This window comes from Microbacterium sp. GQ128 (assembly GCF_059758615.1).
On record NZ_JCAXDY010000004.1, the window covers coordinates 104,802 to 119,285 of the forward strand.

Consider the following 14,484-nt stretch of genomic DNA (forward strand, 5'->3'; position numbering starts at 1 on the left):
GTGAGGAGGGCTATGCGCGCTTGCGTCGGCTGGGCGGTGCGTCGATGCCCAGCGTCTGGCCGCGGAAGAAGGCGGGCCGACGGACCGCGTTCCAGATCATGACCGCGATGCCGACGACGATGATCAGCATCCCGAGGATGAAGACGATGCCGACGCCGCCGATCTGCGATCCGGAGCCGTACTCCGGGTCCATCGAGTCGATCAGCGTCGTGAAGAACAGCACCGCGAGGATCGCGCCGCCGACGAGCGGGAAGAGGAACGTGAAGAAGAAGTTCCGCGTCGAGTCGAACCACTGCTTGCGGAAATACCAGACGCACGCGAACGCGGTGATCCCGTAGTAGAAGCAGATCATCATGCCGAGGGTGAGGATGGTGTCCCACAGGGTGTCCTCGCTGACCACGCGCATCACGGCGTAGAACGCGGAGGCCACGATCGCCGAGACGATGGTCGCGTACCCGGGGGTGAAGAAGCGGGGGCTGACCTTCGCGAACGCCTTCGGCAGGGCGCCGTAGTGCCCCATCGCCAGCAGCGTCCGCGCCGGGCCCACGAACGTGGACTGCAGCGACGACGCCGAGCTGGTCAGCACCGCCAGCGACACCAGGAAGGCCAGCGGTCCGAGGATCGGTCCGGAGAGGTGGAAGAACACGTTCTCCTGGATGTCTTCGTTGCCGAGCCCCAGCGCGCCGGTGCCGACACCGGCGAACATGATCATCGCGACCGCGAGCAGGAGGTACAGCGAGACGATCGTCAGCACCGTCACGGTGGCCGCGCGGCCCGGCGTCTTCTCCGGGTCCTTGGTCTCCTCGTTCATGGTGAGCGTGACGTCCCAGCCCCAGAAGATGAAGATCGAGAGCGAGAGACCGGCGGCGACCGCGCTGAAGGAGGAGATCGCGAACGGGTTGAACCAGTTCAGGTCGAACGGCTGGTAGTCGAAGCCGTTGCCGTTCACCGCCTGCACGATGGCCGCGACGGCGAAGAACACCAGCACGAGGATCTGGAAGCTGACGAGCCAGTACTGCAGCTTCTGCGTCGTCTGCATGTCGCGATATGAGATCCACGTCGCCCCGAGCATGAACAGCAGGCAGACGCCGATGTTGATCCAGGTGACACCGGCGAGGTCGCCGATCTCCGGATTTCCGGTGATCTGCGACAGCAGAAGGAAGAGGAAGTCGACCGCGACGCCGGCGAGGTTCGACAGCACCAGGATCGTCGCGACGACCAGCCCCCAGCCGGCCATCCAGCCGATCCACGGGCCGAACGCGCGGGCCGCCCAGGTGAAGGACGTGCCGGAGTCCGGCATCCGGTTGTTGAGCTCGCGGTAGCCGAAGGCGACGAGGAGCATCGGGATGAAGCCGACGAGGATGATCGCCGGGATCTGGGCTCCGACCTCGGATGCCGTGGGGCCGACGGCGGCGGTGAAGGTGTAGGCGGGGGCGATGCACGAGATGCCGATCACGACCGCGCCGATCAGGCCGACCGTTCCGGCGCTCAGACCTTTAGTGGAGATGCCGGTCGTGACACCGGATTCGGGCTCCGTCGCCCGGTTCGTGCTGCTCATCAGCGGTCTCCTGCTTCGTTGCGGGTGCGCGGGACGACGATCATGGGAACGGGCAGTTCGTGCAGCATCTTCGCCGCCGTGGAGCCCAGGAACAGACGGCGCGGTTGCGCCAGCCTGCTGGAGCCGACCAGGACGATCTCGCCCGGAAGCCAGGAGAGGTGGGCGACGGCGTCTTCGACAGAGTCGCCCGGTGCCTGTTCGACCGCGGCGGAGCGGCCGTCGGGCAGCAGTTCCGACGCGACCGCGAGCACCTCCTGGCCGTGCGTGTCACCGACCGTGCGGATCGCTCCGGTGTCGAGTCCCGGGGGCACGTCGAAGGGCACGAGGGACACGAGCCGCAGGTCGACGCCGCTGTCCGCCGCGAGCGCCACGGCCTCGTCGAGAAGGGCATCGGCACCCGGCCGGGATCCGACGGCGACCGTGACGCGCGGCAGGACGTGATCGTCCTGCAGGGCGACGCCGACAGGCGCGAGCGCCACCGGGATGGTCGACGAGTGCAGCAGCTCGGAGGCGACGCTGCCGAGCCGGTGACGGCCGAAGATGCCTCCGCCCGCGGCGCCGATGACGATCACGCGCGCGCCGAATTCCTCACCGGCGGCGATCAGCCCCTCGGCGAACGACTCGGCGAACCGCACGTGACCGCTGCGGGTGAGCTCCTGAGGGAGCCGGACCACAGCGTCCGCGAGCCACTTCCTCGCCTGCGATCTGAGGTGCTCCTCATACGCTCGCTCGGGCGGAACGGCCGCACTGCGCGTGCCCTCGTTCGGCAGCACGATCACGAGGTGCAGGGTCGCACCGAGGCTGCGGGCGAGCCGGGCGCCGAGCGCCGCGGCATCCGCTCCCGCATCCGTCGCCGTGTATCCGACGACGACAGAGCCGGTCATCAGCTGCCGCTCTCAGAGGAGCCCGTGTCACGGCTCGCGTCGACGATGTTCGATGCCACGAGGTGACCCATGCGGATCGCCCCGTCGACGTGCTGGTATCCGGCGCCGGCCATGTCGCTGCAGGCGAAGTGGATGGGTCCGACCGCGGTGCGGAGGTCGGCGCCGTAGCGGTGCAGCCCTCCCATGTCGAAGCTGGCGGCGTACGCGCCCCGCGTCCACTCCTCGCTGCCCCAGTCGCTCTCGTAGTAGACGACGGGATTCTTGGCCTCGGGGCCGTAGTAGTGCGAGAGCGACTCGAGGATGCGCTCCTTGCGCTCCTCGGCCGAGAGCTCGAACACGCCGTCGGCGTTGGCGTCGGAGACGAAGCCGACCAGGGTGCCGCGCTCGTCGCCGTGGTTGGTGTTGTCATAGGCCTCGTGCGAGAGCTCGTACGGGCTGAAGGCGGTGCCGCTGAGGCCCTGCTCGCGCCAGAACGGCCGGTCGTACACGGCGTGCACCTTGATGACGAACCCCATCGACAGGTGCTGGTGCAACTGGTGCTGTCGGCGCGGCAGCGGCGGGTCGAACGCGATGCGGCTGTAGAGCACCGGCGCGTGCGCGAGGATCGCGTGGCGGGCGCGCACCGTGTGCTCGTCGGTGGTGGCCACCACAGCCTGGGTCCCTGAGCCCGTCGAAGGGTCGGACCATTCCAGGCTGCGCACGGGCTGGTTCAGCAGCACGTCGTCGCCCAGGCGCTCCGCGAGCCGCAGCGGAACCTGCTGCAGTCCGCCGACCACGCGCTTGTCGAGGATGAAGTCCGCGTCGACGAGGTTCGAGTACGACCCGGCGGATGCCGCCATCAGCAGCGACTGCAGCAGCGAGAAGGAGTGCGTGGGCTTGGTGAGCATCGCCGACCCCGTGGCGAAGGCCAGGTTGCGCACGGCCTCGTCGTCGTCGGTCTGCGAGCGCAGCCAGGCGTCCCAGGTGATCGTGTCCCAGTCTTCGGCGTTGGGGTGGGCCCAGGGACGGTCCGGGTCGATCTCGGCGACGAGCGCGTCGAGGATCTCGGTGATCCTGGCGATCTCGGCCTCGGTCTCCGGCGCCACCGGGAACATCTCGCCGGTGAAGCGGTGTGCCTGTCCGTCGGGGCCGACGTAGACGCTGTCGCCTTCGCGGTAGCGGCTGTACGTCTCGAGCCCCAGCTCCTCGATCGTGTCCTTGAGCGCGTCCTGGTCGGGCGAGACCCACTGGCCGCCGATCTCGAGCATGGCGCCCTCGATGACGTCGGTCCACAGGCGCCCGCCGACGCGGTCGCGGGCCTCCAGCACGGCGACCGACAGGCCGGCCTTGCGGAGGTCGTTCGCCGCCGTGAGCCCTGCGGCTCCGGCACCGATGATCAGTACGTCGCGAGTGATCTCAGCCATCTGCAACTCCTTCGTTGGGGGAAGTAGTGCCGGTCGCGACCCGAAATCCCCCGATCGGGGTCGCGACCGGACAGGGGTGTCAGGCCGCGGCGAGCGCCGCGGCGACGATGTCGAGTCCCTCGTTCAGCAGATCGTCGCCGATCGAGAGCGGGGGAAGGAAGCGGATGACGTTCCCGTAGGTTCCGCAGGTGAGGACGACGACGCCCTGGGCGATGCACGCCTTCGCGACGGCGGCCGTGAGGGCGGCATCCGGAGCCTTGGTCTCGGGATCGACGAACTCGGCGGCGATCATCGCACCGTGTCCGCGGACGTCGCCGACGCGCGGGTCGTTCTGCTGTATCGCGGTGAGACGCTCCGTGAGGATCACGCCGATCTCCCGGGCGCGCTCGATCACGCCGTCGTTCTCGAACACGTCGATGGACGCGAGGGCGGCGGCGCAGGCGATCGGGTTGCCGCCGTAGGTGCCGCCGAGACCGCCGGAGTGCGAGGCGTCCATGATCTCGGAGCGACCGGTCACCGCCGCGAGCGGGAGACCGCCGGCGATGCCCTTGGCCGTGGTGATCAGGTCGGGCTCGATGCCGAAGATCTCGCTCGCGAACATGTGCCCGGTACGAGCGAAGCCGGTCTGCACCTCGTCGGCGATGAAGACGACCCCGTTCGCGCGGCACCAGTCGACGATCGCCGGCAGGAAGCCGTCGGCCGGGACGATGAAGCCGCCCTCGCCCTGGATCGGCTCGATGATGACCGCGGCGAGGTTGTCGGCGCCGATCTGCTTCTCGAGCTGGAGGATGACGCGGGCGGCAGCCTCGCGGCCGTCGAGCCCGTCGCGGAACGGGTACGACATCGGAGCGCGGTACACCTCGGGGGCGAACGGACCGAAACCGCTCTTGTACGGCATCGACTTGGCGGTGAGCGCCATGGTCAGGTTCGTGCGGCCGTGGTAGCCGTGGTCGAAGGCGACGACCGCCTGACGGCCGGTGTGCTTGCGGGCGATCTTGATCGCGTTCTCGACGGCCTCTGCTCCCGAGTTGAACAGGGCGCTCTTCTTCGCGAAGTCACCGGGGGTGACGCGGTTGAGGGCCTCGGCGACGCCGACGTACGACTCGTAGGGCGAGATCATGAAGCAGGTGTGGGTGAACTGCGCGGCCTGCGCCGCCACGGCTGCGGCGACCTTCGGGTGCGCGTTGCCGACCGTGGTCACCGCGATGCCGGAGCCGAGGTCGATGAGCGAGTTGCCGTCGGCGTCGACGATCACTCCGCCGCCGGCGGCCACGGCCGCGATCGGCACGGTGTGACCCACACCGGCTGCGACGGCATCGGCCTTGCGTGCGAGGATCTCAGCCGAGCGAGGGCCGGGAAGGTCCGTGACCAGGCGACGCTCCTGCGGGAGGTCGGGTCCGCCGAGAGGGACTGCGGGTGCTGCGGTGTCGAGGAGTGCCATGTTCGCGAGCGTACGGCGGCGACGGAGACCCTCGCACTCGCCGACTTGTACAATCTGAGCAGACTCTTCGCCACACTGTACATCCGGGAGATCGGTCATGGCCGTCACTGAACATCCGACCCTGCGGGCGCTGCTTCACCGTCGCGATCTCGGGCTCGTGCTCGTGCCGCTCGAGGACGACCTGCCGGAAGGCGCGCTCGACCGCCCGCTGCGCTGGGTGCACAGCTCGGATCTCGCCGATCCGACCCCGTTCCTCTCCGAGGACCTGGCGCTGCTGACCACCGGCACCCAGTTCGACGACGCCGTCGACATCGACACGTATGTCGCCCGCCTCGCCGATCGCGGCATCCTCGGACTCGGCTTCGGCACCGAGGTGCACCGCTCCGGAATTCCGGAGGAGCTCGTCGTCGCTTGCGCGGAGAGAGGGATCCCCCTGTTCTCCGTGCCGTATCGCACCCCGTTCATCGCTGTCGCCCGCGCACACGCCGAGGCGATCGCCGCCCAGGCGTACTCGCGCCGGTCGTGGGCACTGGACGCCCAGCGCGCACTCGCACTCGCGGCGCTGCGCCCGAGCGGACTCGAAGCGACCATCGCAGAGCTGGGACGACGACTGGGGGTGTGGGCGGGCATGTTCGACGCCGCGGGAGCGGTGATCGCCTCGCATCCTCGCGACCGATTGGATGCCGCGGTCCGCGACGCACTGGGCGAGCGTGTGATGGACATCCTCACCCGCGGTCTCGAGGCAGGGCAGTCCCTCACTCTCGGGGAGAGCACCTTCATGCTGTTCACCGTGGGGCGCGGAGGCCACCTGCGCGGGGTGCTCGCCCTGGCGGTCGACGCGCTCGACCCCGAGGCACGCTCGGTGGTCACTTCGGTGATCGCGATGGCCGGACTCGCGATGGAGCAGAGCGAGCAGCTCGCCAGGAGCCGGCGGCGCCTGCACGCCCAGCTGCTCGGGTCGCTGCTCACCGACGACCCCACTCTGGCGCGGAGGGTGCTGGGCGGTCTGCCTCCTGCCCCGATCGTCGTGGCCGTCACCGCGGATGCCCCCGCCGGTCCGCTTTCCGACTGGTGGGAGCGGCACCGCGCCGAACACGGCACCCCGGTCTTCCTCGCCGAGTCCGCGGACGGCGTGACGATGTGCATCTCCGCCGGCGAGGAGGCCCTGCTCGACGAGGTCGCCACCCGTTTCGGCATCCGCATCGGCGTCTCCGACCCCGACGCCTACGACTCGTTCGCCCGTGCGCATGCACAGGCTCTCACGGCTCTCCGCCAGCAGGGTAGGCACGGGGTGGCGCGGTACTCCGAGACGGTGGGCTCCCATATCCTCACCGCCCTCGCCACCGATGAGGCTCGTCTCGTCGCGGAGTCCCGGCTCGCGCCGCTGCGCGAGCATGACGCCCGCACCGGCGCCGAGCTGGAGCGTTCACTGCGCACCTGGCTGGAACACGATGCTCGGGCCGAAGCCGCAGCCGCCACCCTCGGCGTGCATCGGCACACCCTGCGGTCCCGCATCGCGCAGGCGAGCGGTCTGCTCGACATCGATCTGTCGACGTTCCCCGCTCGCGCCGAGCTGTGGACGCTCCTGCAGACCGCGCGGGATTGACACCTGCACCGACCCGCGCGGGCGATCAGCGAGGGGCGGGCGCCCTCCCCGCCCCTCGCTGCCGGACAGCCCCCACAGCCACCCGTTCCATCCCCGGACGACTCCCACAGCCGTCCACATCCCCAGGACGGCTCCCCCGCCGTCCGCGACCCCGGACAGCCATCCGCGCGGCTCCCACAGCCACCCGTACGGCCCCGCGACCACCCGGACGGCTCCCCCTGGCCGACCGCGCAGTCCCCATCACCGGTCGAACGCCCCCATGTCCGTTCGCGCCGCCCTTCATCCCGATCGTGCGCAGCCCAGCGGATTCGCTGTGGATCACACTGCTCACGGTCTCGCCCCTTCGTCGGGCGTCGATCGCCCTCTGCCACCCTCGCTCGGGAGGAAGACGGCCGTAGGGCCCTTCGTCCCTCGGCCGTCAGCCGTCGTCATGGATCCGCGAGAGCTCGAAGACCGCCGCCTGGGTCCGGTGGGTGAATCCGAGCTTCCCGAGCATCGACGTGACGTAGTTCTTGATCGTCTTCTCGGCGAGCCCCAGACGGTCCGCGATCTGTCGGTTCGTCAGCGCATCGGCGATGAGCGCGAGGATCTGCCGTTCACGCAGGCTCAGGGACGCGAATCGCGGATCGGCCGAATCAGTCGATCCGGGAGCGACCTGCCCGGTCGCTCGACGCACCGCCGCCGGGTCGAGCAGCCGGCGGCCCGCAGCGACAGCGCGCACCGCATCCGGCAGGTCCGCCGCACGGACGGTCTTGAGGAGGTGACCGTCGGCGCCGGCCATCACGGCCGCGATCACCGCGTCATCGTCGTCGTAGGCCGTGAGGATCAGGCACCGCATCGCAGGATGCCTCTGTCGGATCGCGCGGCACAGGTCGATCCCGCTGCCGTCGGGGAGGTGCACATCGAGGACTACGACGTCAGGAAGCGTGGCCGCGATCCGTCGCGTCGCCTCACGGCAGGCTCCCGCCTCCCCGACGACCTCGAGGTCCGGGGTCGCCTGGATCACCCCGGCGACGCCCCTTCGCACCATCTCATGATCATCGACAAGGAACACTGCCGTCATCGCCCACTCGCTCCTGTTCCAGCCGGCCGCTCGTCCGGGGTCGCCCGTCGGCGCCCCTGGCACACTAACGGCCCTGTCGTCGCATAAGTGGGGACCATGGTCCCCGCCGATCGGGTACGCGGGTCGCCGGTCGCGTACGCGGTCGGCGACGCGTCTGCCATATACCGGCTGAGCGTTGCAGACCGGTCGGTCTCCGGGGAAGGTGGAGGGATGCAGGACAGATGCCGACACAAACGCATATCACGCCCCGCCATCAGCAGGACGACGGGAACGATGCTCCCGTGACACGCGCCACCCGGCTCCTCGCCACTCGCCGCCAGCTTCGCGGCCTTCACGACTCCACGCCGGACGCATCCGGCCCCGAGCCCGATGCCGACAGGACTCTCAACCGGATCGTCCGCGCGGCCGCTGATCTCATCGAAGCGCGCGACGGAGTTCTCATCGTGATCGATGCGGCCGGAGCCGTCGAGCGTTTCGTCCATGTGGGCGTGGACAAGGGGAGCGCGCAGACGATCGCCGACCTGCCGGAACCGGGCAGTCTGGTCAACGCCGTGCTCGACAGCGGCCGTGCGATCCGACTGAACAAGTTGAGCGATGATCCTCGGTCCCCGGGCTTTCCCGTGCATCATCCGCCCCGGGAGGGTTTCCTCGGGGTCCCGATCCGGTCGCAGGGCGAGGTGTGCGGCGTCCTCGTGCTGACGAACCGCCGCACAGGGGTCTTCACACTCGAGGATGAAGAGCTCATCGGATCCCTGGCGGCGACGGCTGGCCTCACGATCCGCAATGCGCGCGAGCACGAGGAAGCCCGCCGTCAACGGCGGCTGAGTCGGGCGCTGTCCGATCTCCGCGCCGCCCTGCTGACTCCGGAGCGCGAAGACATCCTGGACGTCATCGCCGAATGCGTCACCCACGTCGTGTCCTGCGACCTCGTCACGGTCGTCGTCCATGCGGACGCCGACCACCTCCGCATCGACGCGGCTCATGGGCCGCTGTCCGCTGCCTTCGAGCACGGAGTACTCCCTGCGGAGACGTCGATCGCCGCGAGCGCGATCGCGAGCGGGAGCATGTCGAGCGGACGACTCACCGACGACGCCACGCACACGAACCTCGCCGGAAACCAGGATGCCGCGGGGCCGACCGTGGCCGTCCCGCTCGTCGCTGCCGGTCATGCGATCGGAGCCCTGTGCGTCACTCGTGGGGCGTCGGGTGGCAGCTTCTCTCCGAGCGAGATCGATGCCATCTCCGATTTCGTCGTCCAGGCGGGTGTGGCGACCTCGCTCGCCTGGGCTCGGGAGGATCGGCAGCAGCTCGACATCATCGAAGAGCGGAACCGCATCGCCCGCGATCTGCACGACAACGTGATCCAACGGTTGTTCGCGACGGGCATGAGCCTGCAGGCGTTCGCCGCCACCCAGCCGGGCCACACGGAGGAGCTCGAGCAGCACGTCACAGAGATCGACGCCGCCATCACCGACATCCGGTCGGGGATCTTCTCACTCCGTACGCGCCACGGGAAACGCAAGGACCGCCCGGTGCGCAAGCGGGTGCTCGACGTGATCACGGAGCTGACTCCCGCGCTGCCGTCGGCACCCACGATCACGTTCGTCGGTCCGGTCGACCCGGTCGTCACCGGGAAACTCGCCGACGACGTGATCGCCGTCGTCCGCGAAGCCCTCGCCAACGTCGCCCACCATGCGCAGGCTCGCAACAGCGCGGTCACCCTCACCGTCTCGGAGAACGAGGTGGTCGTCGCGGTGCAGGACGACGGCAACGGGGTCGCCGCATCGCCCGGCGACCCCGGCGGCACGGAGAACCTCGCCGAGCGCGCTGCGCTGCACGGAGGCACGTTCACGCTGGATCAGCAGACGGAGCGGGGAACCGGGGCGCGTTGGCGGGTGCCCCGCCCTCCGGCCCCCGGTGGACCGGCGAGCACGGAGGCACGTCGCCGCGAGGATCGCGCTCGGCACGATCATCCCGGGACTGCGTCGGCATGAGCACGGCTGAGGCCGGATGCCCGGTTCAGACGGTGCACGAGGGACGGCAGTACGACTGGACGTAGGCCAGGAAGTCGGTCATGAACCCCGAGATGCCCTCGGCGACCACGGCCGGGTCGGTGCTCCTGATCGCGGGCGCCCAGTTGGCGGAGAACGCCGGCGAGACGGCGAGGAATTGCTGGGCGACGGGTGCCATCGCGTCCGCTTCCGACTGAGCGGAGACGGTGATGCCGAGTTCGGCGATCAGCTCGGGGTACGCATCGGCCAGGGTCCCGCGCCCCGTCATGATCAGCATCAGCAGATCCAGATCGGTCGAGGAGGCGAGGCGCGGATCGAGAGCGGCACCGAGCGCCGCGGCGTGCACGCCGGAGCTCGTCGCAGCGGCGACTTGCGGTGCGGCGTGACCCGTCGCAGCAGAGGCCGACGATACGCCCGTGAGCGACAGGGGTGAGCGCCACGACGGCGGATGCGAGGCAGGTGGTCTTCTGGCGAACGAGCATGGGGATTCCTCCGGATGTGGGTGATCCGGTGAAAGTACCACAGGAGTGAAATGTAAAACAGTACTCATCCCTTGCTTCTGCCCCGTGCTCGCGGCGCTCCGCTCAGCGGTCGCGCGAGCGCGGCGCGTCACGTACCCCCTCTCGGTCGCGACCGGCCAGGAGCACACGACACCGGCTGACATCGTCCTCGCTCTGCGAGACCAGCGCCTCGATCCCCTCGAAGTGCAGCGTGGGGCGCAGGTGGGCGACGAGCGTCACCGCCAGCGTCCGACCGTACAGATCGAGGTCCACATCGTGCAGGTGCACCTCGACCCGCCTCTCCCGGTCGCCCGCGAAAGTCGGATTCGTGCCAACACTGACGCTCGCCGGCCATACCTCGGGGTCATCGTCGATACGCGTCCATGCCGCGTAGATCCCATCGGCGGGCAGGTCGTCGAGGTCGATCGCCAGGTTCGCCGTCGGAAAGCCGAGCTCGCGCCCCCGACCGTCGCCGGGCACGACCACGCCGACGATGGTCGTGAGCGGCGGAGCGCTCACGCGCTCCCGGATCCTGCGATGGACCGATAGCGGCTCTGGTGGAAGACGAGCGGCTCGACATCGTCGAAGAGCGTGACGTCGCCGATCTCGTACAGGGTGATCTCGTGATCCCCGCCGTCGAACGTGCTGTGCAGGCGGCAGGTGAGCCAGAGCGCCGCATCCGAGATCAGCACGGCACCACCCTCGGTGCGCTGCCACTCGTGCCCGCCGAAACGGTCGCCCTCGCGCGCCGAGAGCGAGCGGCTGAGCGGCTCGTGGTGCGCAGCCAGCACGCTCATACCGAGCTCGGGCACCTCGCGGAGCACCGGCCAGGTCTTCGACGTGCGGGCGGCGCTGATCGCGACCAGCGCCGGTTCGAGGGAGATCGAGGTGAAGGAGTTGACGGCCATCCCGACGGCACGGTCATCGACGTGCGCGGCGAGCGCGACGACGCCGGTCGGATACACCGAGAAGGCCCGGCGGAGGGCGAGGTCGCGCGGCAGGGCGTCGGTCACGGCAGTCGTCATTTCGGCTTCCTTTCGTTAGTCAACTTTGACTAGTTCTCATAATAGACAAGTTTGATCATGCAAACAACAGGAATCTGAGAGGCCAGCCGTTAGCATGAGGGCATGTCGACCACCCGCCTCGTCGTCCTCGGCGCCGTGAAGCAGTTCCAGCCCGTGCACGGATACTTCCTCCGCCGCGAGCTCATGACGTGGCACGTCGACGAGTGGGCGCACATCCAGCCCGGCTCGATCTACAACGCCCTGCGCGCCCTCGAGGTCGACGGCTACATCGCCGAGAGCGGCACCGAGGCCGAGGGCAAGCGTCCGGCACGCACGACCTACCGCATCACTCCGGCCGGCGAGGTCGAACTGCAGCGCATGCTGCGCGAGAACCTCTGGAACGTCGCGGCGTTCGACACCCAGGCCATCATGACCGTGGCATCGTTCATGTTCGTGCTGAGCCGTCAGGAGGTGATCGCCGGCCTGGAGCACCGCCTCATCAAGAGCGACGCGATCATCACGCAGAACGGCTTCGACGTGCAGGACACCCTGCGTTCCGAGACGACCCCGAAGTACGTGCGGGAGATCTTCGACCTCTCCACCGCCCGCCTCACGGCCGAGAAGCAGTGGCTGCTCGACCTGCTGGAGCGACTCCGCGCCGGCGAGTACACATTCGCGGGCGAGGCCACCGAGGGTGCAGCACGGGCCGACGCCGCGTCTTCGAAGTAGCCACTCAGCGCGAGGCCACGAGCGCCGCGATCGATGCGGGTGAGAGCTCCGGCGTCGTCGCGCCGCGGTGCTGCGCCACGACCGCCCCGGCCGCGTTGGCGCGGACCACGGCGGCCTCGATGGCCTCACCCTGCGCGAGGGCCGCGGCGAGCGCGCCGCAGAATGCATCACCAGCCCCCGTGGTATCCACCGGATCGATCCGGAAGGCGGCGACGTGCACAGCGCCCTGCCCTGCGCGATGCAGCGTCACTCCCCCGGCCCCCTGGGTGAGCACGACGGTCTGCGCGCCCGACGCGTGCAATCCGTCGATGCCGCCGAGCTCCGCGCATTCGGTCTCGTTGACGACCAGTACGTCGACATCCGGGAGCATCTCGATGGCTGCCCGGTGCGCGGGGGCGGCATTGAGGATCGTGACCGCTCCGGCCATCCGGCCCGCCCGCAGCGCGGCAGCCACGCTGGCGACGGGAACCTCCAGTTGCGCGAGCACGACCGCCGCGTCCGCGACTCCCGCCGCGGCGTCTTCGGGCGTCAGCTCCGCATTCGCGCCGGCCGCGACGATGATGCTGTTGTCCCCATCGTCGAACGCCAACACGTGGGCGACGCCGGTCGGAGCAGTGGCACTGCGTCGCACGGACACCCCCACCCCGGCATCCGTCAAGGTCTGCAGCAGCACGTCAGCGGCCTCATCGTCACCGACCACCGCGCAGAATCGGGTCGGTGCTCCGCTGCGGGCGGATGCGACGGCCTGATTCAGCCCCTTGCCTCCGGAGAAGCGGCCTCCCGCCCGACCGAGGAGCGTCTCGCCGACGCGCGGGGGGCGCGAGACCTCGACCACGAGGTCGAGGTTCGCGCTCCCCACGACGGCGACACCGATCAGGGTGTCAGACACGCGACATCGTCCGTCGGTACTGCGATCCGGTGTGCGAATCGGCGAGTGCCGGCGTCGGAGTGCCGATCAGGCGCTCACGAAGCGACTGCGGCTCGGCCGACGGCTCCACGATCGCGCCGCGCTCCTTGAGGATCGGCAGCACGTGCTCGATGAAGTCGACGGTCGACGCCGGCGGGATGACGGGGGCGAAGAGGAACCCGTCGAGGTCGGCGCCGTCGGCGAGCTCGATCATCCGGTCGGCCACCTGCTCGGGGGTGCCCACGATCGGGCGGGCGCCGACACCGTGCGCGTGCCAGTCGCCGAGCACGTCGCCGACGGTCTTATCGGCGAACCGGGCGACCTGGGTCTGCGACAGCTCGGTGCTGAGCTCCGACATCGGCGTGTTCGGCGCGTACGCCGACAGGTCGAGGCCGGTGAACCAGGCGTAGGAGGCGACCGTGACGTCGGGGTTCTGGGCGTCGGCGACCTCGGTGTACTTGCGCTGCGCCTCTTCCTCGGTGCTGCCGACGATCGCGGCGAACGCCGACATGATCTTCACCTCGTCCCCTCCACGGCCGTTCTTCACGGCCTCCTCGCGGATCGCAGACGAGTGCGCGCGGAGCTGCTCGACCGACCCGCTGCCCACGAAGATCGCCTCGCCGTGCTTGCCGCCGAACTCCCGCCCTGCCGGCGATGCGCCGGCCTGGAACAGCACCGGGGTGCCCTGCGGCGAGCGCTGCGTGTTGCCGTAGCCGTGCGAGCGGAAGTAGGGGCCGTCGTGTGCGATCCGGTGCACCTTGGAAGGGTCGGCGAAGCGACCGGACTTGTCGCGCTCCAGCGCCCCGTCCTCCCAGGCCTGCTCCCAGAGCTTGTAGACGACCTGCATGAAGTCGTCGGCCATCAGGTAGCGCTCGTCGTGGCCGACCATCGGCACGCCGAAGCCCTGCACCGCGGTGTCGGCGGTGCCGGTGGTGACCACGTTCCAGCCGATGCGTCCGCCGGAGAGGATGTCGAGGGTCGCCATGCGGCGCGCGAACGAGTAAGGCGGCTCGAGAAGCGTGGATCCGGTGGCGACCAGCCCCAGGCGCGTGGTCTCGGGGATGAGCGCGGCCAGGATGATCGCCGGGTCGAGACGCGGCAGATCGAGGCCCTCGACGGAGCAGATGTCCGGCCGCTCGCCCGCGACGTCGGCCCAGCCCCAGGCATCCGCGAGGAACAGGAAGTCGAAACCGGCGTCCTCGACCAGGCGCGCGGTGTCGCGCCAGTACTCGAGCTTGTCGAACAGGTAGCGGCCGTTGTCGGGGTGCCGCCAGGTCGCGGTGCCGGAGTCGTTCGCCTGGGCGTTCTCGAAGAGGCCGAGACGCAGCTGCTTGACGGTCTTCTGATCGGTCATGTGCGGGTGCCTTCCTTGGGGGT

Annotated in this window: 13 protein-coding genes; 3 read left to right on the top strand and 10 right to left on the bottom strand. The window is 69.5% G+C overall.

Annotated features, from left to right (window positions below):
• Positions 1 to 10 precede the first annotated feature (10 nt).
• From AC6CHX_RS13915 to gabT, 4 genes are all read right to left on the bottom strand, one after another.
• Positions 11 to 1,558 carry an APC family permease gene (locus AC6CHX_RS13915; protein WP_498273294.1) on the bottom strand — a complete coding sequence of 516 codons (1,548 nt, stop codon included), beginning with the start codon at positions 1,556 to 1,558 and terminating at the stop codon, positions 11 to 13.
• Positions 1,558 to 2,442 carry a universal stress protein gene (locus AC6CHX_RS13920; RefSeq protein WP_498273295.1) on the bottom strand — a complete coding sequence of 295 codons (885 nt, stop codon included), beginning with the start codon at positions 2,440 to 2,442 and terminating at the stop codon, positions 1,558 to 1,560. The genes AC6CHX_RS13915 and AC6CHX_RS13920 overlap by 1 nt, the downstream gene beginning before the upstream one ends.
• The gene (locus AC6CHX_RS13925) at positions 2,442 to 3,845 is read right to left on the bottom strand and encodes a flavin monoamine oxidase family protein (protein WP_498273296.1); all 1,404 of its coding nucleotides are present in this window, start codon (positions 3,843 to 3,845) and stop codon (positions 2,442 to 2,444) included. Before AC6CHX_RS13925 ends, AC6CHX_RS13920 begins: the two co-directional genes overlap by 1 nt.
• 79 nt (positions 3,846 to 3,924) lie before the next feature.
• On the bottom strand, positions 3,925 to 5,286 hold the full coding sequence (gene gabT, locus AC6CHX_RS13930; protein WP_136040705.1) for a 4-aminobutyrate--2-oxoglutarate transaminase: 1,362 nt from the start codon (positions 5,284 to 5,286) through the stop codon (positions 3,925 to 3,927).
• Between the two features lie 97 nt (positions 5,287 to 5,383).
• Between gabT and AC6CHX_RS13935 the strand changes: the two genes are divergently transcribed.
• The gene (locus AC6CHX_RS13935; protein WP_498273297.1) at positions 5,384 to 6,892 is read left to right on the top strand and encodes a PucR family transcriptional regulator; all 1,509 of its coding nucleotides are present in this window, start codon (positions 5,384 to 5,386) and stop codon (positions 6,890 to 6,892) included.
• Between the two features lie 418 nt (positions 6,893 to 7,310).
• Here AC6CHX_RS13935 and AC6CHX_RS13940 read toward each other — a convergent pair whose 3' ends face one another.
• Positions 7,311 to 7,955 (bottom strand): response regulator, encoded by a 645-nt coding sequence (locus AC6CHX_RS13940; RefSeq protein WP_498273298.1) that lies wholly within the window; start codon positions 7,953 to 7,955, stop codon positions 7,311 to 7,313.
• 281 nt (positions 7,956 to 8,236) lie between these two features.
• Here AC6CHX_RS13940 and AC6CHX_RS13945 point away from each other — a divergent pair, with 281 nt between their 5' ends.
• A complete protein-coding gene (locus tag AC6CHX_RS13945) occupies positions 8,237 to 9,949 on the top strand; it encodes a sensor histidine kinase (protein ID WP_498273299.1) in 1,713 nt (570 codons plus the stop codon).
• A gap of 25 nt (positions 9,950 to 9,974) precedes the next feature.
• Here AC6CHX_RS13945 and AC6CHX_RS13950 read toward each other — a convergent pair whose 3' ends face one another.
• The 3 genes from AC6CHX_RS13950 to AC6CHX_RS13960 all read right to left on the bottom strand — a co-directional run bounded on the left by AC6CHX_RS13950 (position 9,975) and on the right by AC6CHX_RS13960 (position 11,492).
• Positions 9,975 to 10,313, bottom strand: a complete 339-nt coding sequence (locus tag AC6CHX_RS13950) for a sporulation delaying protein family toxin (protein WP_498273300.1) — start codon at positions 10,311 to 10,313, stop codon at positions 9,975 to 9,977.
• A 238-nt stretch (positions 10,314 to 10,551) separates the two neighbouring features.
• Positions 10,552 to 10,986, bottom strand: coding sequence for a riboflavin kinase (locus AC6CHX_RS13955; protein ID WP_498273301.1), 435 nt, complete (start codon positions 10,984 to 10,986; stop codon positions 10,552 to 10,554).
• Positions 10,983 to 11,492, bottom strand: a complete 510-nt coding sequence (locus AC6CHX_RS13960; protein WP_498273302.1) for a flavin reductase family protein — start codon at positions 11,490 to 11,492, stop codon at positions 10,983 to 10,985. Before AC6CHX_RS13960 ends, AC6CHX_RS13955 begins: the two co-directional genes overlap by 4 nt.
• A gap of 102 nt (positions 11,493 to 11,594) precedes the next feature.
• On the opposite strand from AC6CHX_RS13960, the gene AC6CHX_RS13965 reads away from it, so the two are divergent.
• The gene (locus AC6CHX_RS13965; RefSeq protein WP_498273303.1) at positions 11,595 to 12,200 is read left to right on the top strand and encodes a PadR family transcriptional regulator; all 606 of its coding nucleotides are present in this window, start codon (positions 11,595 to 11,597) and stop codon (positions 12,198 to 12,200) included.
• A 4-nt stretch (positions 12,201 to 12,204) separates the two neighbouring features.
• Here the strand turns inward: AC6CHX_RS13965 and AC6CHX_RS13970 are convergent, their stop codons facing one another.
• Together AC6CHX_RS13970 and AC6CHX_RS13975 are read right to left on the bottom strand one after the other, a co-directional pair.
• A complete protein-coding gene (locus AC6CHX_RS13970) occupies positions 12,205 to 13,089 on the bottom strand; it encodes a ribokinase (protein WP_498273304.1) in 885 nt (294 codons plus the stop codon).
• Entirely contained in the window at positions 13,082 to 14,461 is a 1,380-nt protein-coding gene (locus tag AC6CHX_RS13975; protein WP_498273305.1) for an NtaA/DmoA family FMN-dependent monooxygenase, read from the bottom strand. Before AC6CHX_RS13975 ends, AC6CHX_RS13970 begins: the two co-directional genes overlap by 8 nt.
• Positions 14,462 to 14,484 lie beyond the last annotated feature (23 nt).

What these genes read in the sequence shown, in the direction of transcription:
- AC6CHX_RS13915 (WP_498273294.1), bottom strand. Translation starts at nt 1,558, where the DNA reads ATGAGCAGCACGAACCGGGCGACGGAGCCCGAATCCGGTGTCACGACC.
- AC6CHX_RS13920 (WP_498273295.1), bottom strand. Translation starts at nt 2,442, where the DNA reads ATGACCGGCTCTGTCGTCGTCGGATACACGGCGACGGATGCGGGAGCG.
- AC6CHX_RS13925 (WP_498273296.1), bottom strand. Translation starts at nt 3,845, where the DNA reads ATGGCTGAGATCACTCGCGACGTACTGATCATCGGTGCCGGAGCCGCA.
- gabT (WP_136040705.1), bottom strand. Translation starts at nt 5,286, where the DNA reads ATGGCACTCCTCGACACCGCAGCACCCGCAGTCCCTCTCGGCGGACCC.
- AC6CHX_RS13935 (WP_498273297.1), top strand. Translation starts at nt 5,384, where the DNA reads ATGGCCGTCACTGAACATCCGACCCTGCGGGCGCTGCTTCACCGTCGC.
- AC6CHX_RS13940 (WP_498273298.1), bottom strand. Translation starts at nt 7,955, where the DNA reads ATGACGGCAGTGTTCCTTGTCGATGATCATGAGATGGTGCGAAGGGGC.
- AC6CHX_RS13960 (WP_498273302.1), bottom strand. Translation starts at nt 11,492, where the DNA reads ATGACGACTGCCGTGACCGACGCCCTGCCGCGCGACCTCGCCCTCCGC.
- AC6CHX_RS13965 (WP_498273303.1), top strand. Translation starts at nt 11,595, where the DNA reads ATGTCGACCACCCGCCTCGTCGTCCTCGGCGCCGTGAAGCAGTTCCAG.
- AC6CHX_RS13975 (WP_498273305.1), bottom strand. Translation starts at nt 14,461, where the DNA reads ATGACCGATCAGAAGACCGTCAAGCAGCTGCGTCTCGGCCTCTTCGAG.